Below are 26,397 nucleotides of genomic sequence, written 5' to 3' on the forward strand. Positions count from 1 at the left end.
GTCTTGATGCAGCTTAATTGCTGGCGGGTTGTGACTGCGAAAGCGTCTCACGCAGAAATTCGATGTCGTCCTCGAGCCCCTCGGCCGGCGTCTCGAGAACCACAGGTGCACCCGCCTGGCGAACGACTTCGGTGAGTAGTTGCGGGTCGATCGTTCCGTCAGCAAGGTTCGCGTGACGATCTCGCGCAGAGTTGAACTCATCGCGCGAGTTGTTCAAGTGGACGAGGTCGATGCGGCCCGTGATCGACCTGATGCGCTCGACGGCGTCGACGAGGTTCTCTCCGGCCGCCCATGCGTGACACGTATCGAGGCAGAAGCCGGCCCCGAATTCGCCGACGTGATCCCAGAGCCGTGCGATGGAATCGAAGTACCGCGACATCGCAGAGTCCCCGCCTGCGGTGTTCTCGATCAGAATCGGAACAGCGAAACCGCCCTCATCGTCCTGCCGTTCGAAGAGCTTGCGCCAGTTGGTGAAGCCCTCCTCGACGGCCTCCCCTTGCCGCACGTGGCCGCCGTGTACTACCAACCCGAAAGCGCCAAGCTCCGCGGCGGCTGTGGCCTGCTGCTGGACGGCCTTGCGGGAGGGGATCCGAATACGGTTGTTCAAGCTCGCCACGTTAATGACGTACGACGAGTGAACTACTACGTCTATTCCACTTTTCCGCAGCTGATCGGCCTGGGGGTGCGGCTTGGGCTTGTTCCACTTCTGAGGGTCAGTGACGAAGAGCTGAACAACCTCAGCTCCATATCGCTGAGCGGAACCAAGGGGATCAGCATCATCCCGGACGTGGGCACCGATTCGCATGTCACCAGCCTAAGCGACAACTGCCCATGGGACCGGCCGGAACCCCCCGAGGTGATGGCCGGGCGGACGAATTCGCTTTGGCCGGGATGAACTGGTAGCTTTCGGGGGTTACTGACGTAACGACCCTCCTGCCACGGAACGTCCGTGGCCGTACAAGCCCGTAGGAGGTGATGTGGTCCCGTGCGTCAATACGAACTGATGGTGATTCTCGATCCTAGATTGGACGAGCGCACCATTGCCCCTTCACTAGATACTTTCCTCAACGTCATCCGTCAGGGCGGCGGCTCCATCGACACTGTCGATATCTGGGGTAAGCGCCGCTTGGCATACGAAATCAACAAGCACAGCGAAGGCATCTACGCAGTCATCAATGTGTCGGCTGAGCCTGCAACCGTGAAAGAACTTGACCGTCAGCTCGGGCTCAATGAGTCAGTTCTGCGTACCAAGGTCCTGCGGGTCGCGAGCTGATTTACCCAGATCTAGACCCAGTGCCCTGTGGCCCACCCGGGCCGTATGCCCGGGGCCGCCGACGAACGGAGGATTCATGGCAGGCGACACCGTAATTACGGTGATCGGCAACCTCACCGCAGACCCAGAACTCCGCTTCACTCCTGCGGGGGCAGCCGTCGCGACGTTTACCGTTGCGTCGACACCGCGGAAGTACAACTCGCAGACCAGCCAGTGGGAGGACGGCGACGCGCTGTTCCTCCGGTGCAACATCTGGCGTCAGGCTGCGGAGAACGTCGCGGAATCACTGCAAAAGGGAATGCGCGTCATCGTGAACGGACGTTTGCGCCAGCGCAGCTTCGAAACCCGAGAGGGTGAGAAGCGCACGGTGATTGAGCTTGAAGTCGACGAAGTCGGTCCCTCGCTCCGTTACGCGACCGCCAAGGTCAACAAGGCGGGCCGTAGCGATGGTGGTCAGGGAGGCGGCGGACGTGGTGGTGGTGGCTTCACAGCCGGTGCCGCAACCGCAGCCAGTGATCCCTGGGGCAGTGCTCCTCCGGCTGGCGGATTCGCTGCACAGGATGACGAACCGCCATTCTGAGCAGGGTCTGGGTCTGACCTTCAGACACCAGGAATACACGGAGAACGACCATGTCCAAAGCGCTTATGCGCCCGGCAAAAACAAAGGTCTGTGCGTTCTGTAAAGCTACAGAAGCGCAGATCAACTACAAAGATGCGACGATGTTGCGGAAATTTGTCAGTGATCGCGGCAAAATCCGTGCACGTCGCGTAACCGGTAACTGCGTCCAGCACCAGCGGGACGTTGCTACAGCAGTCAAAGTTTCACGAGAGATGGCCTTGCTGCCGTACACCTCAACGGCACGCTAAGGAACGGGAGGACCCAAGAATGAAGCTCATCCTCACAGCTGACGTTGAGCACCTCGGCGCTCCTGGCGACACCGTCGAGGTCAAGGACGGCTACGGCCGCAACTACCTGCTGCCCCGCGGATTGGCGATTCGTGCCACCCGCGGTGCTGAAAAGCAGGTCGAGGAATTGCGGAAGGCACGCGAAACGCGCGCTGCCCGCGACCTCGAGGCGGCCAAGGAAGGCCAGAAGAAGCTCGAGGAGCTCGGCACCCTCACCCTTGCTGTTCGTACGGGTGCAGGTGGCAAGCTCTTTGGCTCAGTGAGCGCTGCCGACGTCGCAGACGCACTCAAGAATGCCACCGGCCTTGCGGTTGATCGCCGCAACGTCGAACTGCCGTCAGCTCACCTGAAAGCAGTTGGCAAGTACTCGGTGGCAGTGCAGCTGCACTCGCAGGTATCAGCGAAGCTGAACCTGCAGATTCAGCCAGCTAGCTGAATTAGCCACAGCATCTAGCCCCAGGGGTCTTTCCCCTGGGGCTAGATGTGCTTGTGGATAGTCTCTTCGCGCCGAATTTTGATGACTCCACAGCAACGCCGCTGCGAGACCTCTCTCGTTCGTCACATCCGTGTTTCGACGCGCTCATCGTCGGACGCTCACTACAGCAAATTGTGGTCCGCATCACTGCAGGTAGGCGAACATTCGGCGACAACACGCCGAAATTCTGGAACTCAGCGACACGCCGTACACAGGGTTGTCCACAGTATCAACAGCCCGTTTCTGGTTCTTACCAGCGCTAACAATGTCCACTATGTTGATTGTCCCCAAGTTATCCCCAGCCTGTACACAGACCGCTCCTGGTCTATCCACAAACTGTGCACAGGTCTGTGCACAGGTGATCTTGCGGTTATCGATCCGAGTCCCTAGCGTCGAGCGCGCAGAGCCGTCAGGGCCGTCCGGCAACATGTCGTACCCCTCGGGTATGAAAGTTTCGAGCGTTCACGATCGGTGCTTAGGAGGGGTGCGTGGGGGTAGTCGACGACCGGGGTTATGTCGCACCGAGCGATGGGGACGAGGCCCCGGGTGATGGCAGCAGCCACAACAGCAATGGGAACCGCACAGATTCCCGCGCTGACGGCCTGCTACGTCAGCCGCCGCAGGACCTCGGAGCCGAACAAGCCGTGCTAGGCGGCATGCTCCTGAGTAAGGACGCGATTGCGGACGTTGTCGAGAAGCTACGCCAGGGCGATTTCTATCGGCCAGCCCACCAGGACATTTACGACAGCATCCTCGATCTGTATGGGCGAGGCGAACCCGCCGACCCGGTCACGGTTGCCGCCGACTTGGAGCGCCGCGGTGACTTGAGGCGCATCGGTGGCGCGCCTTACCTGCACACACTCATTTCCACGGTTCCTACTGCCGCCAACGCAGGCTTCTATGCGGAAATCGTCGCAGAGAAGGCGATCCTGCGTCGGCTGGTTGAAGCGGGAACACGAATCGTTCAGTACGGCTACGCAGGGGCGGACGGCCAGGACGTGGCCACTGTCGTCGACCGGGCACAGGCGGAGATCTTTGAGGTCACTGAACGTCGTACCACCGAGGACTACGTTGCGCTAGAGGAACTCCTCCAGCCCACCATGGATGAAATCGACTCGATCGCTTCCCGCGGTGGCATTTCACTCGGGGTTCCGACAGGTTTTGTGGAGTTTGACGAGCTCACCAATGGGCTGCACCCCGGTCAGATGATTATCATCGCGGCCAGGCCTGGGGTTGGAAAGGCGCTTTCCCTGGATACCCCGCTCCCGACACCGTCCGGTTGGACCACGATGGGTGACGTCGAGGTGGGCGACTATTTGATTGATGCTCAAGGTAAGCCGACACGAGTGGTAGCCACAACGGACGTGATGCGGGGCAGACCCTGCTACGAAGTGGAGTTCTCCGACGGATCGATACTGATTGCTGACGCGGAGCACCAGTGGCTAACCGAGACTCGAGCGTCTAGGAAGTCTGCACAGGCGGCAGCCATCGGGTACAACCGGCACCGCAATCAGCGGACCTTCGCTGAGGTGAGAACCACACGCGAGATAGCCCAGACGATACGGTGCAGGACGAAAGATCTGCGCCTCAACCATTCTGTGGTGAATGCCAAGCCGATCGCATTGCCAGACCGTTCGCTTCTCCTTCCGCCGTACACACTCGGTGCGTGGCTGGGTGACGGAACAACGGCATGCGCGCAGCTCACCTGCGCTGACCCAGAGATCGTCATGAACATCGAGGGTGAAGGCATTCTCGCGATCGCATCCAAGTCAGCACGCCTGCGCTATTACCTTCGGCTGGAAAATGACACCGCGCAAGCTCGGCTGAGGACGATCGGCGTACTCGAGAACAAACACATCCCCACCGAGTACCTCCGCGCATCTGAAGCACAACGAAGGGCCTTACTTGCGGGATTGCTAGATACCGACGGCACGGTGACGCACGGCGGTGCGGTGCAGTTCTCGAATACGAACAAACGTCTGATTGACGACGTGGTGGAATTGGTTGTCAGCCTTGGCTACCGAGCGCACGTTAGTCGCAAGCAGGTCAAGGGCCGCCGCGAGGAAAGCTCGACTGCATTCACAATTACGTTCTCGACCGCGGATGACGTCTTCCGACTTCCACGGAAGATGTTGCTGCATAAGGAGCGGAGGCCATCGCACAGCACGGCGCGTTCCCACTCCCGTTTCATCGTGGACGTGCGATCCATTCCGAGCGTGCCAGTGAGGTGTCTCGAAGTCGATAACGCAGAGCATCTCTACCTCGCGGGGCGCTCGATGATTCCGACCCACAATTCCACCCTGGGAATGGATTTTTTGCGGTCGTGCTGCATCAAGTACGGAAAAGCGGGTGCGCTCTTCTCCCTCGAAATGAGCAAGACAGAGATCGTTATGCGGCTGCTGTCCGCTGAGGCGAAAATCAAACTCGCAGATATGCGTTCGGGCAAGATGAACGATGACGACTGGACGAAACTAGCCCGCCGAATGAGTGAGATCAGCGAGGCGCCGCTCTTCATCGATGACTCACCAAATCTGACAATGATGGAGATCCGGGCGAAAGCGCGTCGTCTCAAGCAGAAGAACGACCTCAGTCTCGTCATCGTCGACTACCTGCAGCTCATGTCTTCCGGCAAGAAGCACGAGTCACGGCAACAGGAGGTCTCTGAATTCTCGCGAAGCCTGAAGCTGCTGGCGAAAGAACTCGAAGTCCCCGTTATCGCGATCAGCCAGCTGAACCGAGGCCCTGAACAGCGCACAGATAAGCGCCCGCAGGTCTCTGACCTGCGCGAATCGGGATGCCTCCCGGCTTCGACGCGAATCTTGCGGGCCGACGACGGATCAGAGGTGACGTTAGGCGAATTACTCGCCACCGGTGAGCAGCCTCTGGTTTGGTCACTTGATGAGCGGATGCGGATGGTTGGCCGACCGATGGTGAAGGTATTTCCCAGCGGGCAGAAGGAAGTGTTCCGAGTACGGATGGCGTCAGGCCGCCAGGTGGACGCCACCGCGAATCACCCGTTCATGACGGTTGATGGCTGGATTAGCCTCGAGCATCTGAACGTCGGGGACAGGGTGGCCACACCTCGATTGGTCCCCGAACCCGTGCACACACGGTCACTTCCAGAAGCGGAGGTGGTGCTGCTCGCGCACATGATTGGCGACGGCTCTTGCGTCAAACGTCAGCCGATCCGATACGCGAGTATCGACGAAGAAAACCTGCTCGCCGTGACCACAGCCGCCCAGCATTTCGGAGTCACAGCGGTGCGCGACGAGTACCCCGCAGCGCGCTGCGTCACGCTGCGTTTGCGGGCGCCGGAACGTCTCGCCCGAGGTAAGCGGAACCCTATTGCTGCGTGGCTCGATGATCTCGGATTGTTCGGGCTGCGAAGCTATGAGAAGTTCGTGCCGCATCCTGTATTCACGCTTCCTAACTATCAAATTGCGCTCTTCTTGCGCCACCTCTGGGCAACGGACGGATCCGTGCGCTGGGACGCTACGGGTCGTCAAGCCCGGATCTACTATGCGTCGACTAGCCGAAGGCTGGTGGACGGTATCGCCCAACTGCTCTTGCGGCTAGGGATCGCAAGCCGAATCAGGGTTGTGCGCAAGCCGGGCTACCGCGACTGTTGGCATCTCGTACTCGAGGGGGCAGAGAACCAACTGAAATTCCTCCATGAGGTGGGTGTCCACGGAAGTCGTGGTGAGGCGGTGCGGACAGCCGCTGATGAACTTGAAGCCATAGCCACCAACACGAATGTGGATACGGTACCGAAGGAAGTCTGGACGAAAGTCCGCGATTTGCTCGCCGCCAAAGAGATGACACACCGTGAGTTCGCTGCAGCCATGGGTTCGCGGTTCTGTGGTTCCACCATGTGGAAGCGCTCGCCAAGCCGCTCTAGGCTCGCGCGGGTCGCGAACATCCTCGATGACGAAGATATCGAAATGCTGGCGACAAACGATGTCTACTGGGATCGCATCGTCGAGATCAAAAGCCTAGGTGAACAAGAGGTCTTCGACGGAACCGTACCGGGGACGCACAACTTCATCGCTGACGGCGTTGCCGTGCACAACTCTCTGGAACAGGATGCCGACATGGTTATTCTGCTTCACCGGCCAGATGCGTTCGAGCCAGACGACCCGCGCGGGGGAGAAGCGGACATCATCGTGGGCAAGCATCGTGCCGGACCGACTGCGACCATCACAGTCGCTCACCAACTGCACTTTTCGCGGTTCGTGGACATGGCGCGAGGATAGGTGCCTTAGAACTGGTGCCTTAGAACTGAGACAAGGGGACAACTATGCCGCATCCGCTGCGCGAGGCTCGCTCTTGGTGGGGATGGGGCGCCTCGCACGAGGAACTGTCTGAGAGGGAGACAGAGGCGCTGGTGGCTCGTGTGCAGGCCTTGCTTCCGGCGCACGACTTCAGCGATCACGCACCGCCCAATCCGGAAGCACTGCCAATCCCGTCTGCCCGGGTAAGTGCCCCGGGGTCACTCGTCGCTACTGCCAGCGATGACCCTGTGGACCGCCTCTCCCACGCTCGGGGCAAAGCGTTCCGGGACGTCATCAGAAATCTGCACGGGGACGTGTCGAGTGTGCCGGATCTCGTTCTGCGGCCCCGAAACGAGCAAGACATCGTGGACGTTCTCGATTGGTGTTCATCGGCCGCGATCGCGGTCATTCCCTATGGCGGCGGCAGCTCAGTGGTCGGTGGCGTGGAACCCCGGTTCGACGGCCCGGCGGTGAGCCTGGATCTCGTGCATCTGAACCAGGTTCTGGAGATCGACGATGTCAGCCGCGCCGCACGTGTCCAGGCAGGTATTTACGGTCCCGCGCTGGAGGACCAGCTTCGGCCGGAAGGATTGACACTGCGGCACTTCCCGCAGTCTTTCGCCTACTCCACTCTCGGCGGGTGGCTCGCCACCCGCGCCGGTGGCCACTTTGCGACCTTGTATACGCATATCGACGACCTGACCGAGTCGTTGCGTGTGGTGACTCCGGCCGGTGTCAGCGAATCACGACGCCTGCCTGGCTCCGGCGCGGGCCCGTCACCGGACCGGATGTTCCTCGGTTCTGAGGGCATCCTCGGTGTCATCACCGAGGCGTGGATGCGTGTGCAGAACCGACCGAAGTGGCAGGTCACCGCATCGATCACATTCGAGACCTACGCCGCTGCGGTCGCGGCGACCCGCGCGATCGCCCAGTCCGGCCTGTACCCGGCGAACTGTCGGCTGCTCGATCCGGCCGAGGCGTTCATCAACGCCGGAGTAAGCACGACCGGCGGGTTGCTCATCATCGCGTTCGAGTCGGCCGACCACCCGGTCGACGCATGGCTGAACCGGGCGATCGATATCGCGACGAGCCATCGCGGCCAGGTGGCCGCGAAGAACCCCGCGTCGCGGACAGGCAGGGATAAATCGACCGGCGATTCTGCCGCTGCCTGGAAGTCGTCATTCCTGAGGATGCCGTACCAGCGCGATGCGCTCGCCCGTCGCTCCATGATCGTCGAAACCTTCGAAACCGCCTGCACTTGGGACAACTTCGAACGTTTCCATGCCGCGGTCACCTCGGCGGCGAACACCGCGCTCGCCGAGGTGTGCGGCGGCGGCGTCGTGACCTGCCGGTTCACCCATGTGTACCCAGATGGGCCTGCCCCGTACTACGGGATATACGCGCCCGGACGCTGGGGAAGCTCGCTTGCTCAATGGGACGACATCAAAGCGGCCGTATCAGAGGTCATCAACGCCTGCGGCGGCACCATCACCCATCATCATGCGGTCGGCCGTGATCATCGTCCCTGGTACGACCGGCAACGCCCAGAACCGTTCGCTGCCGCACTTGCCGCCGCCAAGTCCGCTCTGGACCCGGCCGCTATCCTCAACCCCGGAGTTCTCATCCCCACAGTCGGGTGAGCCACCCGAAGCTGACCCGCGCTCTTTCGCATCCACCGATCGGCTGATTCTCGCCCCGAAATAGCCGATCGTCTTCGCCGATGCCTCCGACAAGACTGGCATCATGAGCAGCCCCGTTGTGTATCCTTCCAGCAAGTTCGGGTCTACCACCAGCAAGCGTGCGCTCGCACCCGACCTCGCGCGCGGGCTGATGCTTGGTCTGATCGCCCTCGCGAACGTTGGGCTCTACCTCTACGCGCGCGAGTACGGGTTCCGGCAGCAGATTGTCGAGAGCGAGCCCATAAACCAGCTGACCCGAGCCTTGACGACGCTACTTGTGGATGGGCGCGCCTATCCGTTGTTCGCGGCACTGTTCGCGTTCGGAATGATGCAGATCTACCAGAATCAGCAGCGGCGAGGTGTACTTCTTCGTCGCTGCGGCTGGCTCGCCGTGTTCGGGCTCATCCATGCAGCGCTGCTGTTTCCGGGCGATATTCTGGGCACATACGCACTGGTCGGATTAATGGTCGTTGCGTTGCGTAATGCGTCTGATCGGGCATTGTTGTGCTGGGCGGCCGGATGGTTCGCGGCGACCGGGCTGATCGCGGCGGCGATCAACTACGATGTTGGTCCGCATGAGGACCGCCACTACATGTGGTCCTTCACAATGGACGAACCATTACAGGCCCTGGGGTGGAGGCTCATCGACTGGCTGCACGTACCCTTCGGTGTCACTGGAGTGTTCAGCGCCGCGATGGTCGGCATGTGGGCGGCACGTCACGGTATCCTTCACAATCCCGGAAACCATCTGCATCTGCTGCTGATTACCGCGGTCGCGGGGCTGAGCCTGGGGTTCGCCGGTGCAGCTCCAGCCGCGTTTGTCGCGGGCGGCCTTTGGGCGCCTGACACTGGCGCGCTGATCGGAGCCCTGCATGCGGTAACTGGAATCCTCGGGGGTATCGGATACCTTGCCGCGATCACACTGTTCGCGCAACACCTGCAGCAGCGCTCGGGTTACGTCACTGCAGCGCTGGCCGCGTGCGGTGCCCGCTCCTTGACCTGCTACCTGGCTCAATCGTTTGTTTTCGTGGCGCTGTTCGTTCCCTACACGCTCGGGCTGGGTGCGACGATCGGCAGTGCGGCGGCCGCTCTCATCGCGCTCTGCACCTGGGTCGCGACGGTTGTCGCCGCTTGGGTGATGGCGCGGTGTCACTACGCGGGCCCGGCGGAGATTGCGATCCGGCGGCTCACGTACCGGACACCGCGAGCGTCTGTCAGGCTGGAGTCGTGACGACACCTCGTTGGTCGCCCGCCGCGGAGGTACCCGGTGGCGCAGCTGTCGATCGCGCAGACACCACTGAACGCTACGACCTGTGGTGGAACCGCCTGTGGAACGCGCTCCCGTACACCGCTTTCGCGCTGACCGTCGTGGTTGCGCTGGCACGGGTGGGTGCGCCGCTCGGGCCACGTCTTACGGCGGTGGCCATCGTCGGCGTAGCGACAGTGTGGCACTGGTGGTGGGTGACGCGGCACCCACAGTGGCAGGAGCGCGTACCCCTGCCGATGCTGGTGTACTTCGTCGGCTTGCTCGCATTGACCGCAGCCGGATTAATCGTTGATGAGGCGCTCATCGTGCTTCTAGTGGCGTGCTTTGCCATCAGTTTCGTCGTGCTTCCCGGCAAGTTCGCCTACCTAGGAGTTCTAGCTACTGCCGCAGCTCTCCCACCGGTCTGGTCGTACGGCGATCTCGCTGCGCCGTGGCACGTCCGGATGACGTTGTTCGCATCGTCCGCAGCCCTCGCCGCCGGTATCGGCTTCGCGATTCGGCACATGGAGGCAGAAGCAGCGCGACGTGCAGAGGCGAACCGTCAGCTTCGTACTCTCCTTGCGCGCAACGCGATGCTGAGCGAGCGGGTCGCCGAACGTGAACGCGCGGCCGGGGCGGCAGCGGAGCGTGAGCGGGTGGCGCGGTCGATCCACGACACCCTCGCGCAGGGGCTGGCGGCCATCAATGCTCAGCTGAGCGCCGCAGAGGCTGAACTTGACCTTGCTCATCCCATATATCGGAGAGTCGTCGTCGCTCGTGACCAAGCTCGCGAAAGCTTGCGTGAAGCCCGCAGATCAATAGACGCGCTCCGCCCGTCCGCGCTCGAATCTGCCGAGCTCGATTCGGCGATAGAGGAACTGGTGAGCGTGTGGAACGAGCGTCACGGCATGGACGCCCGGTTCACGGTCACCGGCAGGCCATTCCCCTTGTCGCACGACGCGGAGGACGCACTGGTGCGGGCGCTGCAAGAAGGCCTCGCGAATATCCACAAGCATTCTCGCGCGCGGAGCGTGTCCGTATCCCTGTCGTACGGGACAGGCGGTGTGCTGCTGGACGTCGGCGACGACGGCGTCGGGTTTCAGGAGCGGGCTGTTCCCCGGTCAAGCTTCGGCCTCGAGGCGATGCGTCAATGGGTCCGTGACGCGGGCGGTGCGGTGTTCGTGGAATCGGCGCCGGGTGAGGGAACCACGGTGAGTGTCCGGATGCCAGCACACACGTCCGCGGCCGACGAGAATGACTGACGTGGCTGCGATCAGGATTGTTATTGCCGACGACCATCCTGTGGTTCGTGACGGGATTCGGGCGATGCTGTGCAGCCAAGGTGATTTCGATGTAGTTGGTGAGGCTGCAAACACGGAGGAGGCACTCCTCGTGGTCGCGCGGAAGCAACCGGACCTGCTGCTCACTGACTTGCGGATGCCAGGCGGGGGTGTCGAACTGATTCGGGAAGTCCGCGTACGGTTCCCAAACACGCATATCGTCGTATTGTCCACGTTCAGCAGCAGTGACGACGTGCGGTCTGCGATCGAAGCTGGAGCTCACGGGTATCTGCTCAAAGACCTTGGCCGCGCGGAGCTCGCTGACGGGATCCGGGCGGTGGCAGCGGGGCAGACGCGCCTGGCGCAAGCTGCGTCAGCCAGCCTCATCCGGGCAATGCAGGCCTCCCATGAGGGGTTAGCGCCCCGCGAGCGGGAGATCCTTTCAATGGTCGCAGATGGTTTGACCAACCGGCAGATTGCCAGAAAGCTGCTCATCTCCGAAGCCACTGTGAAGACTCACCTGCAGCATCTGTACAGCAAATTGGATGTGCGCGACCGTGCTTCGGCGGTGGCTTCGGGCTACAAGCTGGGGTTACTGCCCGGAGGGTCGGAGGCTGGTGACGGCATTTAGCGCGCATTTTTTTGGATCGCGTTTCTGTCTGTCATCCAATGCGGCGCAGCGACGGCCACACGGCGTCCCACTGCGCTGAACGATCGGTGCATAACCATACCGGTCGTCCCTGTTCGTCATTGTCAAGATTCACCTGGTTGTCGATCGTCGCGGCGTGCTGGAGATTGTTGCAAAGCCCTCTCAGCATGTCTTCCGGATAACCCACGGCGAGGAACGGTGCGTCGCGTTCCGGGGGAGGTCCCCACGACCAGTAACTGTTGTGCCCACTGAACACGGGAATGTGCGGCAGGAATTTTTCGATCGCTCCTGCCTCACCGTAGTTCCCCGCAAGGACGATCGTCCCGGTGTCCTCTGTTCCGCGGTGCGCGGCGTCGATTGTGGCAGTGAATTCGCGCCAGCCAATGGTTTCTCCAGCGTCGTAGTTGATTGCTGGAATGGGCGTCTTGTGCAGTTCCGCGGCGGGGACAATAGGGAGGAACAGCAGCGCGGAGGTCACCGCGGTCGTCACTACAGCGAGAACTGCAAGACCACGCCGCACGGCAGAATGCAGCCACCGGATGACGGGCTCCGCGCCGGCCGCAAGCAGAACGGGGTACATGCCGGCGAGGTAGTAGGGTTTACCGCCCGCCACCAGAAATATCACTGCTAGCAGGAAGTACGCGATTGCAAAGAATCGCCACGATCGCATCCTGGGGTCGTGCAGCAGCCTCCAGATTCCCGCAAGCCAAATCGGTGCGAGCAGTGGGCCAATCAGAACGAGCTGAAATGGCAGGAACAGCCACCGCGACTCACTCGTCCCGGAGCCGCCTGCCGCAATCGATTCCGACAATTCGAACTGGGGCCACCCGTTCGCTGCTTGCCACCAGATATTCGGCAGCGCGATCAACACCGTAAGCGTGACGCCACCCCACATCCAGGGATCGCGCAGGACAGTGCGCGGCCCGACTATCACGATGGCGGCGACCAGCGCTGCGAGGAAGAACACCACGAGCGACTTGGTGAGCAATCCGATTCCTGCGACTGCGCCGACGGCCAACCAGCGCGATCCCTGGACCTTGACCGCCCGAATGACCAGCCAGCACAGCAGCGCCCAGACCAGCAGGTCGAATGTGCTCGTGGAGAGCAAGTGACCAACCGCGATGAGAACCGCTGATGCCGCCATCGCCGCTGCTGCCAGCACCTGCCCCCAACGTCCCGCCCCGAATTCTCTTGCGATGAGCGCAGTCACGACAACAACCGCGCTCGCCGCTACCGCCGATGGGATGCGCAGCGCGACCAGCGAGCCGCCAGACAGCGAATCGAGCATGTACGCGAGCAGTGGCACGAGGGGTGGCTGATCCGCGTACCCGACGGCCGGGCGGCTTCCAGCGGCAATGAAGTACAGCTCGTCTCGGTGATAGCCATACCCACCTGCCGCGGCGCACAGTGCGATGAACAGGACGGCTGCGATCGCTGCCGTTCCGCGCCAGGCAAATCGTGGACGCTCCACGTAAGAACCTTATCTACGTTGGATGCTCACTTGCCGTGGTTGTGGCATCAGAACGACGCGACTACCGGATAGCGAGGGGTCAGGACTCGAGTCGGTCTGCCAGCTCCCTGCGCTTGAGTACATGCGCCGCGGTGACATGCTCACCGTTCAGGAAGTGACTGCTCTGTGCTGTATTGCCTGCACTATCGGTGGCTCCGTGACGAGGACCGTCCCTGGTATGTGCAGGTGATGGAAGGCGCTGCCGAGGTGGCTCGTGTCGAGCTGGATAACCCTGGCGGTATCAACCCGGACTACGCAGGGGTGCCGAAACTCTGTCCGGAACGGCTGGAGATTCAGTTCATCGAAGTGGCCAGTGCGGCGGGGGCCGCGGTATTGGAACCCAGGTGGTGCGCGCGCGGGAGCAGCGGCACGGGGATTGGCGGGACACGCACAGCTTCTGGGCATCCCTGGGGTGGGAGCGGTTCGAGCACGGAGAGGGTGAGAAGATCCACCGGCCACTGTTCATCCAGCCGGCACTGTGAATGGCTGATTTTTGCCGGCCCCCTTGTGCCGCGATTCTGCGCAAATGTGCAGGCAGCCTGGTCGAACGGGGTGTTTATGCGCAACGATCCATGCAGGGGAGGCTCTTCTTCCGTAAGGACTGGACTTCGGGCTGGCGAACGCATCCCACAACAGCTCCCTCAGGGGTGACACACTTCGCGGAGGCAATGGGCGGACTGTTGCTGACGACGGGAGTGCTCTGCACGAGTTACGTCCCGACTGCTGCAACCCCAGTCTTCTGAATCCAGCTACCCTTATTCGGGCGCGTACGATCAGATTCAAAATGGGATCGCAACAGATCGCGCGCGCCCTGGAGATGTTATGCGGTGGTTAGGTCACAACAGGCACTGGTCAGTGCGGGAAAGCGATGGTGGGCTTCTCCTGCTGACGCTGCATCTCCGTGATCAACTGGGCTTTAATACCCAAATTTCTGAACCTGTAATTCCGCGTCTGCATCCCCCTGTTGATACTCAGCTTGCTGAAGTGGACCCAGATGCTGCCGGAAGGTTCTTTTCGTACTGGATTCAGCGGGCAATTATTGAGATAGGCAAAGGGTTTCCAATCGAGCGTTACGAAGCCGTTTACTGGCACGACCAGCTAAGCCAGTTAGGCATCCCGGTCGATGCTCTGCGAAGCGCGCAGACGTGGCGAGAATGCCGAGGGAATGAGGCACGCTCAGTCACCAGCCGTGGGCCTGCTGCCGCTGGAGGGCCCACCAATCTCACGGCTGTGATCGAGAAGCTCCTGCAGGCACGCAGACTGTCGTCCTTCCACATCACACTCATCACGCTGCCGCTGGAAGAAGATTGGCAATACCGATCCGGGCAGGCGCTCTTCTTATCCCCATCACTGCGCAACAGCGATACCAGAATGGAGCAACTGCTCGAATCATTTCCGAGCCTGTGAAAGGCTGCAGCCACACGTGTGGAAAGCCTCGGAGGTCGTCAAGCTCTCGTTTGGCGGAGTCCGCGCATATACGAAGGAGATTTCAAGCCGCGTACTCTGCGATGCAGAGTCGATCGTTATGTGTGGCGAGTTTGCGCTGCTGTGCAGCTTGTCCCGTTGCGCAGGCATCTCTTCCTGCGAGGCGCGCCCAGTCTCAGCCTGTTCGGGAAATGGAACGACGTCCCGGCCAGCGGCGTCTCATATACCTAGTACATACCGCACAGTAACGACCGGAGATTTGAGAATGCTTAGTAAACGAGGCACAGCACAACTTTCGCTTTCTGTAACCTTCCTTGCGGCGTCACTGCTAACGGCGTGCACAACACAGCCAGCTCCTGCGGGTGAGGAAAACGGACCGACGGCTGCGCACTCTCACGGTGTATGGACTTTCAACCGATTTGACCAGGAAGAACTTGCAGGATTTGCAGACGCCGTTTTTGTTGGGAGGGTGCTTGAGCAGTCTGGAAGTGAACAGACTGAATCATCGCTGCCGCAAACGCAGTTCATCGTGAGCGTCCGATCCGCGCTCAAGGGTGACGTTCCTCAACGGGTGACTGTTAACCAGCAGGGCGGTGTAAACGAGGACACAGGCCAGCTGGAGCTTCTGGAAGGTGACACGCTCCTTGAGCCGGGCCGGACATACCTATTCGCTGGACGCTACACATCGCTGCACGACTGGTACACCGTGGTTCCGCAAACTGGAAATGTCCTCCTGAATGCCCGCGAAGTCCAAGGTCTTGAACGGGCTGAGCAACAGCGAAATCAGTCGCTAGAACCCGAAGTGATACAGGAAATGCGTGCGGCGATCCGAAACGCAGTGCCGTTTGACGACCCCCAGCCCCGCAGGTACGGACAGGGGACTACGCCTCGGCCCGGTGACGTTCCCACCATCGAGCCGCTCCCAGAGCGCCCGCCTCGGTAAGCCCAACCGTGCTGCTGTGCTCGAGTGTTGTGGTTTCGGGGCTGCAGTGGTCAATCTCGCCGCGATCAGTGCCGCGCGGGACGAGGTCCGTAAGACTTGCAGCAACTGAAAGTGGCAGGAGCTGGCCGCCCTTAGAGCCGTTTCCCATGCTTCTAGCTGCTTTCCGGTGAGGTCACGCCGCCGATCGCCCCGATGAGTTCAGGAACCTGGCCAAGGTCACAGGGCCGTTCGGAAATCGGCCGTCTACCGAACACGAAAACACTGCCGCACCCGACACGCCATTCTCGCAGGAACCGGTGTTCGGGAACCCGTTCATTTCGAGTAGTGCCCGAGTAGGTTGTGGAACACGTTTGCTGAACGTGCGGAGGGTTGTGGGTGGCGCTGGTTGGTCTTGTGCGGGTGAGCACGAGCAGACAGGAAACTCAGCGTCAGCATGATGATCTCGATCCGATCTGTGTGAAGGTGTTCGAGGAAAAGGTCAGCGGTGCACTGAAAATCGCCAATCAGCCTGGTTTGCGGGCCGCGCTTGAGTACCTGCGCCCCGCTGGCATGCTCACCGTTCAGGAGGCTGATCGGCTTGGCCGTAACCTGCTTGAGGGGTTGATCGTGCTGAACGATCTGTTTGAGCGGGGTGGCGGTGAAGATCCTGGCGTGGATCGCTGCGGGTGAGCATGTCGAGCGCAGTCTTATTCTCGACCTGGCGCTCGCGCTGGCAGAAGACCGCCGCCGCGATATTGCCCGCAATACCCGTAACGGTCTGGAGTCCGCGGCGCGGCATGGACGCAAAGGGGGCCGGCCGCGGGTGGTTGATGAGGACAAGCGCCGAGCTATCCTCGCCCGCCGTGTGGAGGGACAGTCGCTGCGTGAGATCGCCCGCGGTGTCGGAGTCAGCCTCGCGGTAGTCCACGGCGAGGTGAAGGCCGCCGAGCAAACGCCGACAGAACAGCCGTAACGGCTCACCCCTAAGGTTTCACTGGTCTTCAGGCCGCAACTGCTGGGAAGCGGTCTGTGTGAAGTCTTCAATGTTCGAGAACCGCTGGCAGGCTCCGGCAGGCGGCATGACTTCAAATTCTGAGGCTGGTTCGAGTTCGATTCGCATTCGATCTTGAGTTCCGTCAGCGCCGGGAAGGCTCACTTCGCATACCGTGAGTGAGCCGCCAGCACACGTCACCGATAGGCGGACCGTGTCAGAGGGATCGAGCAGGTTCGTGGCGGAATTCGTTTCCCCACGCATAGTGCTGAACGTTTCGCCGGGGATGCGAGCGACGGGTACGCCGACGATGGTCACTCCATCACTGGCAAGTGGTTTACCGGGCTCGGCGAATTCGAGGAGCCGTAGCGGCAGCAATTCATTCAGCCATCCGCTTCCGGTATCTGCGAGTTCAATCCAATCCTCACTCCCCGACTGGTCAAACCGCTGAAACAGTTTCCCATCGCAGAGGATCACGCTGACTTGCATCGGCTCTGCTGGAGCGTCTTCCCCGGAGAAGGTCATCGACGATGCCGCCGTGAGGTTCCGCGACTGGATGTCGGCGCGGCCTTCGCTGCTCACTGTGCATCCGAAACGGTGCGGAGTTTCGTGAAGATCAGCTATGAACTGGTACGCGAAATACCGCTTGACTCGTAGATCGCGTACTACTTCACTCACGACGGGCATCTAAGCTCCAATCCTCGGCCCTGCTAAAGGGTCAACCTCGCTTTGGGGTTGTGGAGATGATCGGGCACTCAGTAGCCTGCACTTCCTCCAGGCGTGCCCGGCGTCTCCCAGTCCGTTACGCGCGTGGCCCCCCCACAGTGGCTGGCACGTCCTATGGCACGGCCATACTCGCCATCCGCAGACCCCGGCAATGCAGGCTACCTGGGCCGCGAGGTGGGGAATCAGGCGGCACCGCGCCGCAGCGGTGCCGCACTGGCCACCCACGCAGAACACAACGCAATTAAAGTACGCCTGCGGCGCGCGCGGGGCGATAGCACCGGGTTCTAGCTGCCGACTGAACGTGGTCTCCAAGCTCGGCAGTTCCACACCCTGTTGCTCGTTCGCCACCCTTGGCGTGGCGCCACGACGGAACGTCTCAATCATTAGAGTTTGCGCACCCGATACATCGATTCAGTTTCCGTGACGACCGTTCTGTCCCTCGTCGGCCATGCTCGCGCGCAGGATGACGTCCGCTATCCTCCCGGACAGGGGCGCGTCAACGACGGTGATGCCCATCGCATTCATGATCGGAAGCTCGTAAGGCCAAGGCGTAGATGTCGACGGGCGCACCGGCCGCATTCACTTCGCGCGGCACATGACCGGATGCCCACCTACTGTCTATACCGGCCTTCCGGAGCCGGAGCACGTTGATGCGAGTGGTGCTGACCAGAGTGGATGAGTGACCGTGTGTGTCCACCGCGGAGTTTACTTTAGCGCGGTCGTTGTGGCGCATCCGAGCGAGTGGAGCAATCATCTATCGACTAGTTTGGTAACTAACTAACAGGTGACAGGTTTAGCTAGGTATTAGGAATTCACTGGAACCGAGGTGACACAATGAGCGCTGTCAGGCGAGCTCGCAGACCGTGGCCGGAGTTGGCGATCTTTATCACTGGCTTCGCTGGAGTTCTGTCGGCAATGCTTTTTAAATCTGAGATACTGCTGGTGGGATCTATATTTGCCTGCTTGTTCGCTGTTCTGTCTGCCATTTTTTCTGTTTTCTTGTCACCGCGGAAAGAGCTCGTTGTACATGCGATTGCAATATTGCTTGGGGTCGCAGGAACTATTTATGGCACATACTGGTACCTGGAGAACAAAGGTGGAACGCAGATACTATTTTCACCCGTATTCTTTGCATATCTTGGAGGGGGATTAGTATTGGCCGGCATTTTCAATTTGTCGTATAGGTTACGAAACAAATAAAAAGTTGCTAGTTCTTCGCATCCCTTCGATTGGTAATGGAGGCTATTCTTTAGCTAAGTGGGTTACATCTCCCCACGCTTTTTCGCGAGGTTCAGCATGCATGCGCCCCACAGTGCCCATCGGGCAGTCGAGTTCTTCAGCGATTTCGCGGTACTTTTTGCCCTGGCGGCGCAGCTCGATAGCCCGCAAACGGCGCGCCCTTGCCCTGGCCTCCCACTGGTCGCGAGGCTCAGCCATGATGCGAAACACGGTTCGAGTCGAGCAGCCCATACGTTCCGCAACCTCGCGCGCAGTCCTGTTACGGCGTACTGGATTCTCAGCGACCATCGTTAATCTCCCGAAAGATAGCGCGATCAAAATTGGTTGCGCGGCGACGGTTTGCTTCACTACAGCGTCCGTCGATGCGGCCACGGTCGCGGTTCGCCTCACGTTTGCTTCGGTCATTATCCGCCCGCGCCGCACCTGCTCCTCATTGAAGGTGCGGGCTATGTTGCGCCACGTCCAACGCGAGATGGAGCGGGCTAGGTTGATAACCTCGGTGTCATCGAGAGGTCCACGTGTGTAGTTGTCCGAGTACTTCATTGCGGTCAGCGGCGTAGGCGTTGAGCTGTCCGGTGATTGAGAGATTGGTTGTGAGTCATCAGTTTGCGGTGTTCGGGGCAACCATCCTCATGGGCGCGTTCGTGGGAGTGGTCTTCTTCGTGATCGCCCTGGCGGTCTGGTTTGGGTTGCGTGCCATGAAGATCCGGGCAAGCGCGAATCGGATGCGAGTCGTCGGTTCCATCGTCTCGATACTGTTCTATATCGGATTCGCGGTATGGGATTACAACACTGATATCGTGGTCAACCCGTCGCTGGTGGTCTTTGTCGCCGCGGTTCTGGCTGGACACTTGGGCGCCTATCTCATTCTCTGCGGTTTCTTCGTCCCCGTACGTAGCCAGTCACGCTATGAAGCATAGGTAGCCGCAAGCAAGATGAGCTGTCGGCGCCGGATTAGATGGCTGCCAAAAGGCGCACGCGCGTCGAGCGGTACGAAGGACACTTGGCTAATGATGAGACACACGCTCAACTTCGCTACCCCGCTGCCGCCTGGCTGGGCTGAGTTGGAGGATCAGAGGTGGTACTGGGAGCGGTTCACCGACAAGTTCGGGTTCCGCCCCGGCACGAGCGCGGCTACGTGGCCGGCGATCGCGGAGCCGACACCGTCGATTACTTTCGACCTCGCGGTGCACGACAACATCAGGGGTTCGTGGGCGAGTCGGGTCGACGCGATCAACGCTGAAGCGCTGCGCTGCTTCGTCACCGAGTTCCCCGAGGATCCGGTGTTTGTGGTGCTGGACTGGCAGCACACCTGCTACCGGCTCGATGCCGCGGTCCATGCGGTGACCCTGGACGCCGAATGGCGAGTTCCTGTCTACCCCAACGGGGACTATTACATTTACCTGCGTGACGACCTCAGCGAGGGAACGTTCGGGCACCCGTGGGAGCAGTCGTTGTGCGTTTTCGGGGACCGGCTCCTGGGCTCGCTCGCGACCACGCTTAAGACGTGGCTGCCGGTCAAGCGAGTCGATGGGAAACCCATGTGACTCCGTGTAGCCGGGCTACCGGGCCACTAACCGGCCCGGTTCAGGAGATCACCGGCGTGTGCCCGGGATCTGGTGGTCAGCTCACTCACCGACGGTGGGTCTGGTAGTGGTCGACGATCGTGGTGGGTGGGTTTCCGTGTTGGTGGAGGTAGGCGTCGGAGATCTCGGTGACGTCGAGATCTGTTCGGCTGATACGAATAACTGGGTGCCCGTTGGGCCACACGGCCCATCGTGCGCCGTCGATGGTCGCGATCAGTACCTGTCCCAGCAGCAGTGCTATCTCACTGCCCAGCATGTGGCTGAGTTGTTCGTCGGCCTGTGCTTCGTCGAGTCGGCGTTCGATGGCCGCTAGTGCGTCACGGGTGTTTCCGTGGGGCTCGTTCCGGTCGGCCAGCCACTGTGTCAGTTCTCGGGGTTGCAGCAAGGCTGTGGCCGCGCCGATCGAACCATCCCGCGTACCCGGGCGACCGTATACGGCTAGCCCGCGTGCGATGCCATGGCGGGGACCGATGCGCAGGAGGCGCTGCACGAACCGGGGAAGGCGGGAACTGAGCGCAGTGGGCAGCATCATGTCCAGCATCTCTGCCCAAGCCGCGCGCCGGGGTCGCTTCACACCTGCACGATAGTGGTCTTGTGCGACGAACCTCGCTGCTGAACACCCGCCACGGCTACGGGCGCGGCTGTCGCTCTCGCACTAACCGGCGCCGGGAGTGGCTGGATCGTGGGCGGCGCGTGCTGCTGGTTGACGCCTTCCGGTGTGCTTCGCACTCGGACCGCGGCTTCGGCCCGCGCGGCAGCTGCGGCAATCTCTCTGTCGGGACACGCTCAAGCGGGCAACCGCGATCCGAGCCACGCTCAGCATCCATTGCGGGTGTGCCATCGGTCCGCGCGGACATTGGCAAGCCTTGAGATGCCTCGAAAGAGGGCGGCGGGTCGGCCGGTGACATGACAGGCGAAGCATCCGCCTCAGGTTCCGCGGTTGCTACTGCGGAACCCACTGGAGACCATTAAAACAGCTGCACCCCTGTCCGATTCACTGGCAGTCATGAGCGCGCCAGAACAGGAGCACACCGACGAGCAGCGCCAGCCGATGGTTTCTCCAGCACCACAATAGCGCGGAAGTCACCGCAGTCACAGAACTGCGAGATCTGCAAACGCGACGGACTGCAGAATCCAACCATCGAATGACGGGCTCAGCTCCGACCGCAACCAATATCTTGGGTGGGTCAGGTCTCGAGTCGGTCTGCCAGCTCCCGCAAACCGCGAGTGATTTCTGCGCCAGACGGGGCGTTATCTGGGTCGAGCAGCATTTGTCCGATGAGTCCCGACATCAGCGCCATCTGTACTGAGCCCAGTGTTCGAACAAGGTCTTCGGGTACGGCGTCCTCTGGGATTCCTGCGAGCCACGCGGTCACCCCGCGCCGCCCTTCCTGCTGACCCCGTGCCAGCATCGCGCGCAGCTCGGGGGAACGCTCGCTTTGGAGCAGGGCTTCGTACGATGCCATCCACAACGCGCGCTGCTGCGTACCGGTGCGCAGCATACGGTCCCAGGTACCGGCATAGCCTTCCCCGGAGATCGTGCTTCCGGCGAGTACGGCACCGACTGAGGCGCCCCAGTCTTCGAGGGCGCTGACGAGAGCCTCCATTAGCAGCGCCTCGCGTGACCCGAAGTGGTATCCGATCGCGGCCATGCTCACGCCGCCAGCCGCGGCCGTGATATCGCGGACTGTCGTTCGGTCGTACCCCTTGTCAAGGATGCACTGCTTTGCGCCCTCGAGTAGGGCCTCTCGGTTCCCCATAGGGCGATCTTAGCAATGTGGCAGGCATACGTCTTAGGCATATGAATGATGCAATCGTCTTGCGCATTTGTGCAAGTGCTGCGTATCGTCGAGGTAACTGCAGTTCAAGGGGGTAGATATGCCGAACTCTCGGGTTCTCGTCTCTGGCGCGAGCATCGCCGGTCCGTCCGTCGCGTACTGGCTCGCTCGCTATGGATTCGACGTCACAGTCGTCGAGCGCGCAGCGGCGCTCCGCGAGGGCGGCTTCGCGGTCGACTTTCGCGGGAAACCACATCTAGCGGTCCTGGAGCGCATGGGCATTCTCGAAGAGGCCAAGGACCAGCAGACGAACATGCGCGGACTCACCTTCGTCGATGCCGAGGGTTCTACGGAATTCGCGCTTCCCGGGTGGTTTCTCAGTGGCGACCTCGAGATCGAACGTGGCGCGCTCAGCAAGATCATTTACGAAAAGACCCAGGGCGAAGTCGAGTATCTGTTCGGTGATTCGATCGCTGCCCTTACAAATGGGCCCGACCAGGTACACGTTGCGTTCGAAAGCGGGCTGACGAGAGTCTTTGACCTGGTGATTGGTGCGGATGGCCTACATTCCAATGTCCGGCGACTCGTCTTTGGTCACGAGTCGCAGTTCCTGGAATTTGGCGGGTACTACGTTGCGGGCGGGTTTGACGTCCCTAACACCCTCGGGCTCGACCACATCACACTCGATCATGGCGTTCCCGGGCGGAGCATGTCACTATCCAGTCACCATCGGCCGGAGGCTGCGACACCGGTCTTCGTCTGGCATTCCAAAGAGCAGATTGACTACGACCGCAGGGATATCAAGCAGCTCAAGCGGATTGTCGCCACGGAGTTCGCGGGCCTGCGCTGGGAAGTCCCGCGCGTTCTAGAAGCGATGAACGACGCCGAGTGGATGTACTTCGACTCAATCAGTCAAGTCAAGATGGACACGTACTCCCGCGGGCGTGCCGTGCTAATCGGCGACGCAGGGTACGGCGCAACGATGGGAGGCCTTGGCACTGGGCTAGCGGTCGTCAGTGCATACGTTCTCGCTGGGGAACTGGCGAGAGCTGACGGCGATCACACCCTTGCGTTCGCGCGATATGAGGAAATGATCCGTGACTATGCGAAGGGATGCCAGAAACTGGCCGACGGAGCCGGGCCATTCCTCGCTCCGCGCACCAGGCGCGGCAGGTGGATCCGCAACGCCTCACATCGCCTCCTAACGCGTAGGCCAATGGCGGGATGGCTACAGAAGATGACCGTCAAGGCCGCCGCAGGCATCGAACTCGAGGACTACTCAGGCGTCCTGGCATGAGCGCTCAGCGTTCTCCCTGCTGGTACAAGTCGTAGACGCTAGCGAGCTGGGTGCGAAGGTCAGCAAATGCACGCGCGCCGATATGGTCGCGTATCACGTCATCGATTCGGGCTGTGCACCTGCGTGCGATCGCTAGCGCGTCGCGTCCTGCGTCGGTAAGGGTTACGAGACGAGCACGACGGTCGGCTGGAGCGACCCGGCGTTCAACGAGGCCGCACTGCTCTAAATGAGCCACCAGCTCACCCATCGACTGCTGCGTCATCCCGGCGGCGTCCGCAAGTTCTGTGACACGCACGCCCGGCTGGCTGCTTTCGCTGTCCGCTTCTGCCGTCCGAGCGGAGTCTAAATATCGAAATACGGCGAAATGTGCGGGCCGCAAACTGTCGTCGAGCACCGCGCGCAGCTCACGGTTCAGTTCACGCTCAACGGCCCGCGAGGCGAGTGTGAGCAGCTTCAGCAACGATGCATCGGTTGTAGCTATTGACACAATACGAAGGTTACCTTTATATCTTGAAGGATGGAACAGCGGCCCGAACTCGTTTTTCGTAGCGGTCATCGGATCCGGCTGCTTGCGGAAGGCTCCGATGGTGAAGGCGACTATCTGCGGCTCGAACATCAACTGCCAAAATGTGGCCGGCAGGCTGGTCCCCACTGGCACCCTGTTCTCGGGGAGCGCTGGACTGTCCGGGAGGGCAAGTTGCGGTTCCGCATCGATGGAACTGAGACGGTTGCAACTCCGGGAACCACGGTGAATGCGCCCGCGCGCGCTGTCCACGAATTCTGGAACGAATCCGCCGACACTGTCATTGAGCACGAAATTCGCCCACCGCTTCGTCATTGGGAGATGTTCACCCTCTGGCGAAACCTGGACGTCACAGGGAAGACCACACGTTCTGGCGTGCCTCGTGGCCCTCTGGCACTGGCGCTGCTGTGGGACTACCAGGACGGTTACATTGCCGGTATCCCAGTGTGGATTCAGCGTGTCGCGCTGGGAACTCTGGCACGCGTCGCGCGGCTAGCCGACTATGAGCGCCGGTGGGCAACATTGGACGCAACCTGAGTTGGAACCAGCAGGCCGCACTGCATTTTGGAATTAGTACGTAATTACGTAATATGGCCTTTATGGTCCCCAGTGATGCTCACTCGTTCGAATCACGCATGCACGATCTTGAACGCCGTGTCACTTTGCTCGAGCAACGAGGCACGCAAGGATCCTCGCCAACAGCGCCGCACGCTGGCAGCGCCGCCGACTTCTGGGTTCTGGACGGACTGCGGCAACGCCAGGGTGAAGGCGTCATCTACGCCGGGGCTGTAGAAACCGGGGCGGGACCAGTCGAGTGGCAGTATGCGCACACCGCTGACCAAGTTCTCGATCTCGACCCTGGCCAGACAGACGCCGTGGCAGAGCGACTTGCCGCCCTGGGTTCACCGGTACGGCTGAGGCTGCTGCTGGCTGTCTTGCGTGGAGCGTCAAGCGTGAACGAACTCGCCGCCCTCGAGTCGATGGGAACTACCGGACAGATCTATCACCACATCCGAATCCTGACCGCTGCAGGCTGGTTGCGGTCTGCCGGAAGGGGCGTCATGCACGTGCCACCCGAGAGGGTTGTACCCCTTCTTCTCGCGTTCGCCGCAACGTTCTAAAGGTAGGAACCATGTCCATCATTCGCGCACGGTGGAGCGCAGCTGCCCTGGTTGTGACCATTACCGCGGCGGCGCTCATGCTGGGCGTGTACGTGCGGCCCGCGCCATCGACGCTTCCCGACGAGCCACACGGGGACCGGGAGCTCGCCAGCCTCGTCCGGGAGATTGCTGGCTCCGGGCACCGCGCACTCGCCGCGGCGGTGGTGACGCCGTCTGGGCAGAGAGTGACAAGTGTAGGCGCGGAGCTCGATGATCGATTCGAAGTGGGTTCGATTAGCAAAGGGATCACGGGTTTACTTCTCGCGGACGCCATCAGCCGCGGCGACGTGACGCCCGGAACCACTGCCGGATCAGTTCTCCCCGAACTCGTGGGCACTCCAGCTGCCAGCATCACTCTGGCTGAACTCGCCACGCACCGATCGGGTCTCCCCGTTCAGGTGCCAGGGTTCGGTCAGTATCTCCGTAATTCGTGGGCGACCTGGACAGGCGCTTTCCCCTATTCGGCCAGCGTCGGCGGCCGTCTTGAACAGGTCAGGACCATCGATCCTGATATGCCACCGGAGACGTACTCCAACCTCGGCTTTGAAGTGCTTGGCGCGGCACTCGCTGCGGCAGCTGGGCAGGACTATCCAGACCTAGTGACCGAGCGAATCCTCACTCCTGCGGGAATGACCCGGGCAACCGTGCCGACCAGCATGGACGACCTCGATCGCAAGGATCTTCCAGGGGAGGATCAAGCAGGACGCATGGTCACCCCCTGGGCGGGCGAGGCATTAGCGCCCGCTGGCGGACTGCGTGCCGGCATCGGTGACATGGCTGGCTTGCTGACCGCACTCCTCGAGGGCACCACGCCGGGCTTAGATGCGCTCGAGCCCCGCGAACAGTTGGGCGAGGATGAAATCGGATGGGGATGGATCACCACGACAACTGATGCTGGTGACACGGTGGTGTGGCACAACGGCGCCACAAGTGGGTTCTCTGCGTTTATCGCTGTCGATAGAGAAAACAACGTCGGTGTTGCGCTGTTGTCAGCTACAGGAGGGTTCGTTGACGATGCCGGGTGGGAGCTACTCGACGAAGCGCGCATGGTTGTGAGGGCTGAACGATGAAGCCAGTCGCCGATGTCGTCATCGCGGTCGTCGTCGTGCTCTTTCTTGTGGCCCTTCTTGCAAAGACGTGGACCGCCGGAGGTCTCGCCGCCCGGGACAGGTTTGCCCTCGTCAGCGCTGTGGTTGATGCAGTAGTGCTGCTTGCGGTCGCGCGTGCCATTGTCATGCCGCAAGGCCTGGCATCGTGGCTGTGGGTTGCCGGGTGTGGGCTGATCGGTGTGGGCATCGCTGGGGCTGTCCTGCGCTGGCCGCAAACACCATGGGATGCGAGTCAGCGACCTGGCCGCGATGCCAGGCCTCGGCGCCGGATCATGCAGTCCGCGTTTTACCTTCTAGGAGGTGCGGCCATCGTGGCCCTCGTTATGTAACGACGGGCAGCGAGTGCGCAGCC

27 protein-coding genes are annotated in these 26,397 nt (G+C 61.2%); 20 read left to right on the top strand and 7 right to left on the bottom strand.

Annotation, left to right across the window (positions count from 1 at the left end):
* Nucleotides 1-13: 13 nt before the first annotated feature.
* Nucleotides 14-805 (bottom strand): deoxyribonuclease IV, encoded by a 792-nt coding sequence (locus tag FHU29_RS12790; RefSeq protein WP_064440007.1) that lies wholly within the window; start codon nucleotides 803-805, stop codon nucleotides 14-16.
* A gap of 180 nt (nucleotides 806-985) precedes the next feature.
* Here FHU29_RS12790 and rpsF point away from each other — a divergent pair, with 180 nt between their 5' ends.
* The 9 genes from rpsF to FHU29_RS12835 all read left to right on the top strand — a co-directional run bounded on the left by rpsF (nucleotide 986) and on the right by FHU29_RS12835 (nucleotide 11,761).
* On the top strand, nucleotides 986-1,273 hold the full coding sequence (rpsF, locus tag FHU29_RS12795; protein WP_013809311.1) for a 30S ribosomal protein S6: 288 nt from the start codon (nucleotides 986-988) through the stop codon (nucleotides 1,271-1,273).
* Between the two features lie 76 nt (nucleotides 1,274-1,349).
* Complete coding sequence (locus FHU29_RS12800; protein ID WP_064440008.1) at nucleotides 1,350-1,853, top strand: single-stranded DNA-binding protein; 504 nt, start codon at nucleotides 1,350-1,352, stop codon at nucleotides 1,851-1,853.
* 50 nt (nucleotides 1,854-1,903) lie between these two features.
* The gene (gene rpsR, locus FHU29_RS12805) at nucleotides 1,904-2,140 is read left to right on the top strand and encodes a 30S ribosomal protein S18 (protein WP_064440009.1); all 237 of its coding nucleotides are present in this window, start codon (nucleotides 1,904-1,906) and stop codon (nucleotides 2,138-2,140) included.
* Nucleotides 2,141-2,159: 19 nt separating this feature from the next.
* The gene (gene rplI, locus FHU29_RS12810) at nucleotides 2,160-2,615 is read left to right on the top strand and encodes a 50S ribosomal protein L9 (RefSeq protein WP_064440010.1); all 456 of its coding nucleotides are present in this window, start codon (nucleotides 2,160-2,162) and stop codon (nucleotides 2,613-2,615) included.
* Between the two features lie 695 nt (nucleotides 2,616-3,310).
* Nucleotides 3,311-6,907: a replicative DNA helicase gene (locus FHU29_RS12815; RefSeq protein ID WP_083962283.1), complete on the top strand. Its 3,597-nt coding sequence runs from the start codon at nucleotides 3,311-3,313 to the stop codon at nucleotides 6,905-6,907.
* A 44-nt stretch (nucleotides 6,908-6,951) separates the two neighbouring features.
* A complete protein-coding gene (locus tag FHU29_RS12820) occupies nucleotides 6,952-8,565 on the top strand; it encodes an FAD-binding oxidoreductase (protein ID WP_064440011.1) in 1,614 nt (537 codons plus the stop codon).
* Nucleotides 8,566-8,668: 103 nt separating this feature from the next.
* The gene (locus FHU29_RS12825) at nucleotides 8,669-9,835 is read left to right on the top strand and encodes a DUF418 domain-containing protein (protein ID WP_064440012.1); all 1,167 of its coding nucleotides are present in this window, start codon (nucleotides 8,669-8,671) and stop codon (nucleotides 9,833-9,835) included.
* Entirely contained in the window at nucleotides 9,832-11,112 is a 1,281-nt protein-coding gene (locus FHU29_RS23700; protein ID WP_064440013.1) for a sensor histidine kinase, read from the top strand. The genes FHU29_RS12825 and FHU29_RS23700 overlap by 4 nt, the downstream gene beginning before the upstream one ends.
* Nucleotides 11,105-11,761, top strand: coding sequence for a response regulator (locus FHU29_RS12835; protein ID WP_064440014.1), 657 nt, complete (start codon nucleotides 11,105-11,107; stop codon nucleotides 11,759-11,761). Before FHU29_RS23700 ends, FHU29_RS12835 begins: the two co-directional genes overlap by 8 nt.
* A 31-nt stretch (nucleotides 11,762-11,792) precedes the next feature.
* Here FHU29_RS12835 and FHU29_RS12840 read toward each other — a convergent pair whose 3' ends face one another.
* Entirely contained in the window at nucleotides 11,793-13,250 is a 1,458-nt protein-coding gene (locus FHU29_RS12840) for a glycosyltransferase family 39 protein (RefSeq protein WP_064440015.1), read from the bottom strand.
* A gap of 894 nt (nucleotides 13,251-14,144) precedes the next feature.
* Between FHU29_RS12840 and FHU29_RS12845 the strand changes: the two genes are divergently transcribed.
* From FHU29_RS12845 to FHU29_RS23260, 4 genes are all read left to right on the top strand, one after another.
* Nucleotides 14,145-14,696: a hypothetical protein gene (locus FHU29_RS12845; RefSeq protein WP_157095036.1), complete on the top strand. Its 552-nt coding sequence runs from the start codon at nucleotides 14,145-14,147 to the stop codon at nucleotides 14,694-14,696.
* 547 nt (nucleotides 14,697-15,243) lie between these two features.
* Complete coding sequence (locus FHU29_RS12850; RefSeq protein WP_157095038.1) at nucleotides 15,244-15,657, top strand: hypothetical protein; 414 nt, start codon at nucleotides 15,244-15,246, stop codon at nucleotides 15,655-15,657.
* Between the two features lie 399 nt (nucleotides 15,658-16,056).
* Entirely contained in the window at nucleotides 16,057-16,326 is a 270-nt protein-coding gene (locus tag FHU29_RS23255; RefSeq protein ID WP_232322944.1) for a recombinase family protein, read from the top strand.
* Entirely contained in the window at nucleotides 16,295-16,609 is a 315-nt protein-coding gene (locus FHU29_RS23260; protein WP_232322945.1) for a helix-turn-helix domain-containing protein, read from the top strand. The genes FHU29_RS23255 and FHU29_RS23260 overlap by 32 nt, the downstream gene beginning before the upstream one ends.
* Nucleotides 16,610-16,627: 18 nt before the next feature.
* On the opposite strand, the gene FHU29_RS12860 is transcribed toward FHU29_RS23260, so the two are convergent.
* Complete coding sequence (locus FHU29_RS12860; protein ID WP_064440018.1) at nucleotides 16,628-17,314, bottom strand: hypothetical protein; 687 nt, start codon at nucleotides 17,312-17,314, stop codon at nucleotides 16,628-16,630.
* Nucleotides 17,315-18,595: 1,281 nt separating this feature from the next.
* Nucleotides 18,596-19,135, bottom strand: coding sequence for a helix-turn-helix domain-containing protein (locus tag FHU29_RS23265; protein ID WP_157095040.1), 540 nt, complete (start codon nucleotides 19,133-19,135; stop codon nucleotides 18,596-18,598).
* 50 nt (nucleotides 19,136-19,185) lie between these two features.
* Between FHU29_RS23265 and FHU29_RS12870 the strand changes: the two genes are divergently transcribed.
* On the top strand, nucleotides 19,186-19,512 hold the full coding sequence (locus FHU29_RS12870; protein WP_064440019.1) for a hypothetical protein: 327 nt from the start codon (nucleotides 19,186-19,188) through the stop codon (nucleotides 19,510-19,512).
* Between the two features lie 90 nt (nucleotides 19,513-19,602).
* A complete protein-coding gene (locus tag FHU29_RS12875) occupies nucleotides 19,603-20,139 on the top strand; it encodes a DUF2716 domain-containing protein (protein ID WP_064440020.1) in 537 nt (178 codons plus the stop codon).
* Nucleotides 20,140-20,224: 85 nt separating this feature from the next.
* Here the strand turns inward: FHU29_RS12875 and FHU29_RS12880 are convergent, their stop codons facing one another.
* Both FHU29_RS12880 and FHU29_RS12885 read right to left on the bottom strand, forming a co-directional pair.
* Entirely contained in the window at nucleotides 20,225-20,752 is a 528-nt protein-coding gene (locus FHU29_RS12880) for a DUF6278 family protein (protein ID WP_183377555.1), read from the bottom strand.
* Nucleotides 20,753-21,365: 613 nt separating this feature from the next.
* Entirely contained in the window at nucleotides 21,366-21,938 is a 573-nt protein-coding gene (locus tag FHU29_RS12885) for a TetR/AcrR family transcriptional regulator (RefSeq protein WP_064440022.1), read from the bottom strand.
* Nucleotides 21,939-22,056: 118 nt separating this feature from the next.
* On the opposite strand from FHU29_RS12885, the gene FHU29_RS12890 reads away from it, so the two are divergent.
* Nucleotides 22,057-23,253: an FAD-dependent monooxygenase gene (locus FHU29_RS12890; RefSeq protein WP_064440023.1), complete on the top strand. Its 1,197-nt coding sequence runs from the start codon at nucleotides 22,057-22,059 to the stop codon at nucleotides 23,251-23,253.
* 4 nt (nucleotides 23,254-23,257) lie between these two features.
* Here FHU29_RS12890 and FHU29_RS12895 read toward each other — a convergent pair whose 3' ends face one another.
* Entirely contained in the window at nucleotides 23,258-23,740 is a 483-nt protein-coding gene (locus FHU29_RS12895) for a MarR family winged helix-turn-helix transcriptional regulator (protein ID WP_064440024.1), read from the bottom strand.
* A 30-nt stretch (nucleotides 23,741-23,770) separates the two neighbouring features.
* On the opposite strand from FHU29_RS12895, the gene FHU29_RS12900 reads away from it, so the two are divergent.
* From FHU29_RS12900 to FHU29_RS12915, 4 genes are all read left to right on the top strand, one after another.
* A complete protein-coding gene (locus tag FHU29_RS12900) occupies nucleotides 23,771-24,313 on the top strand; it encodes a cupin domain-containing protein (protein WP_064440025.1) in 543 nt (180 codons plus the stop codon).
* A 62-nt stretch (nucleotides 24,314-24,375) separates the two neighbouring features.
* Entirely contained in the window at nucleotides 24,376-24,897 is a 522-nt protein-coding gene (locus FHU29_RS12905; RefSeq protein ID WP_064440026.1) for a helix-turn-helix domain-containing protein, read from the top strand.
* An 11-nt stretch (nucleotides 24,898-24,908) separates the two neighbouring features.
* A complete protein-coding gene (locus FHU29_RS12910; protein ID WP_083962267.1) occupies nucleotides 24,909-26,006 on the top strand; it encodes a serine hydrolase domain-containing protein in 1,098 nt (365 codons plus the stop codon).
* Entirely contained in the window at nucleotides 26,003-26,374 is a 372-nt protein-coding gene (locus FHU29_RS12915; RefSeq protein ID WP_064440027.1) for a hypothetical protein, read from the top strand. Before FHU29_RS12910 ends, FHU29_RS12915 begins: the two co-directional genes overlap by 4 nt.
* Nucleotides 26,375-26,397 lie beyond the last annotated feature (23 nt).

This window comes from Hoyosella altamirensis, assembly GCF_014191505.1.
GTDB lineage: Bacteria > Actinomycetota > Actinomycetes > Mycobacteriales > Mycobacteriaceae > Hoyosella > Hoyosella altamirensis.

Excerpts from the sequence above, each read along its gene's own strand:
- FHU29_RS12915 (WP_064440027.1), top strand. The coding sequence starts at position 26,003 with ATGAAGCCAGTCGCCGATGTCGTCATCGCGGTCGTCGTCGTGCTCTTT.
- FHU29_RS12835 (WP_064440014.1), top strand. The coding sequence starts at position 11,105 with ATGACTGACGTGGCTGCGATCAGGATTGTTATTGCCGACGACCATCCT.
- FHU29_RS12825 (WP_064440012.1), top strand. The coding sequence starts at position 8,669 with ATGAGCAGCCCCGTTGTGTATCCTTCCAGCAAGTTCGGGTCTACCACC.
- FHU29_RS12815 (WP_083962283.1), top strand. The coding sequence starts at position 3,311 with ATGCTCCTGAGTAAGGACGCGATTGCGGACGTTGTCGAGAAGCTACGC.
- rplI (WP_064440010.1), top strand. The coding sequence starts at position 2,160 with ATGAAGCTCATCCTCACAGCTGACGTTGAGCACCTCGGCGCTCCTGGC.
- rpsR (WP_064440009.1), top strand. The coding sequence starts at position 1,904 with ATGTCCAAAGCGCTTATGCGCCCGGCAAAAACAAAGGTCTGTGCGTTC.
- FHU29_RS12800 (WP_064440008.1), top strand. The coding sequence starts at position 1,350 with ATGGCAGGCGACACCGTAATTACGGTGATCGGCAACCTCACCGCAGAC.
- FHU29_RS12790 (WP_064440007.1), bottom strand. The coding sequence starts at position 805 with ATGCGAATCGGTGCCCACGTCCGGGATGATGCTGATCCCCTTGGTTCC.
- FHU29_RS12910 (WP_083962267.1), top strand. The coding sequence starts at position 24,909 with ATGTCCATCATTCGCGCACGGTGGAGCGCAGCTGCCCTGGTTGTGACC.
- FHU29_RS12820 (WP_064440011.1), top strand. The coding sequence starts at position 6,952 with ATGCCGCATCCGCTGCGCGAGGCTCGCTCTTGGTGGGGATGGGGCGCC.
- FHU29_RS12905 (WP_064440026.1), top strand. The coding sequence starts at position 24,376 with ATGGTCCCCAGTGATGCTCACTCGTTCGAATCACGCATGCACGATCTT.
- FHU29_RS12875 (WP_064440020.1), top strand. The coding sequence starts at position 19,603 with ATGATGAGACACACGCTCAACTTCGCTACCCCGCTGCCGCCTGGCTGG.
- FHU29_RS12900 (WP_064440025.1), top strand. The coding sequence starts at position 23,771 with ATGGAACAGCGGCCCGAACTCGTTTTTCGTAGCGGTCATCGGATCCGG.
- FHU29_RS12890 (WP_064440023.1), top strand. The coding sequence starts at position 22,057 with ATGCCGAACTCTCGGGTTCTCGTCTCTGGCGCGAGCATCGCCGGTCCG.
- FHU29_RS12885 (WP_064440022.1), bottom strand. The coding sequence starts at position 21,938 with ATGGGGAACCGAGAGGCCCTACTCGAGGGCGCAAAGCAGTGCATCCTT.
- FHU29_RS12860 (WP_064440018.1), bottom strand. The coding sequence starts at position 17,314 with ATGCCCGTCGTGAGTGAAGTAGTACGCGATCTACGAGTCAAGCGGTAT.
- FHU29_RS23265 (WP_157095040.1), bottom strand. The coding sequence starts at position 19,135 with ATGAAGTACTCGGACAACTACACACGTGGACCTCTCGATGACACCGAG.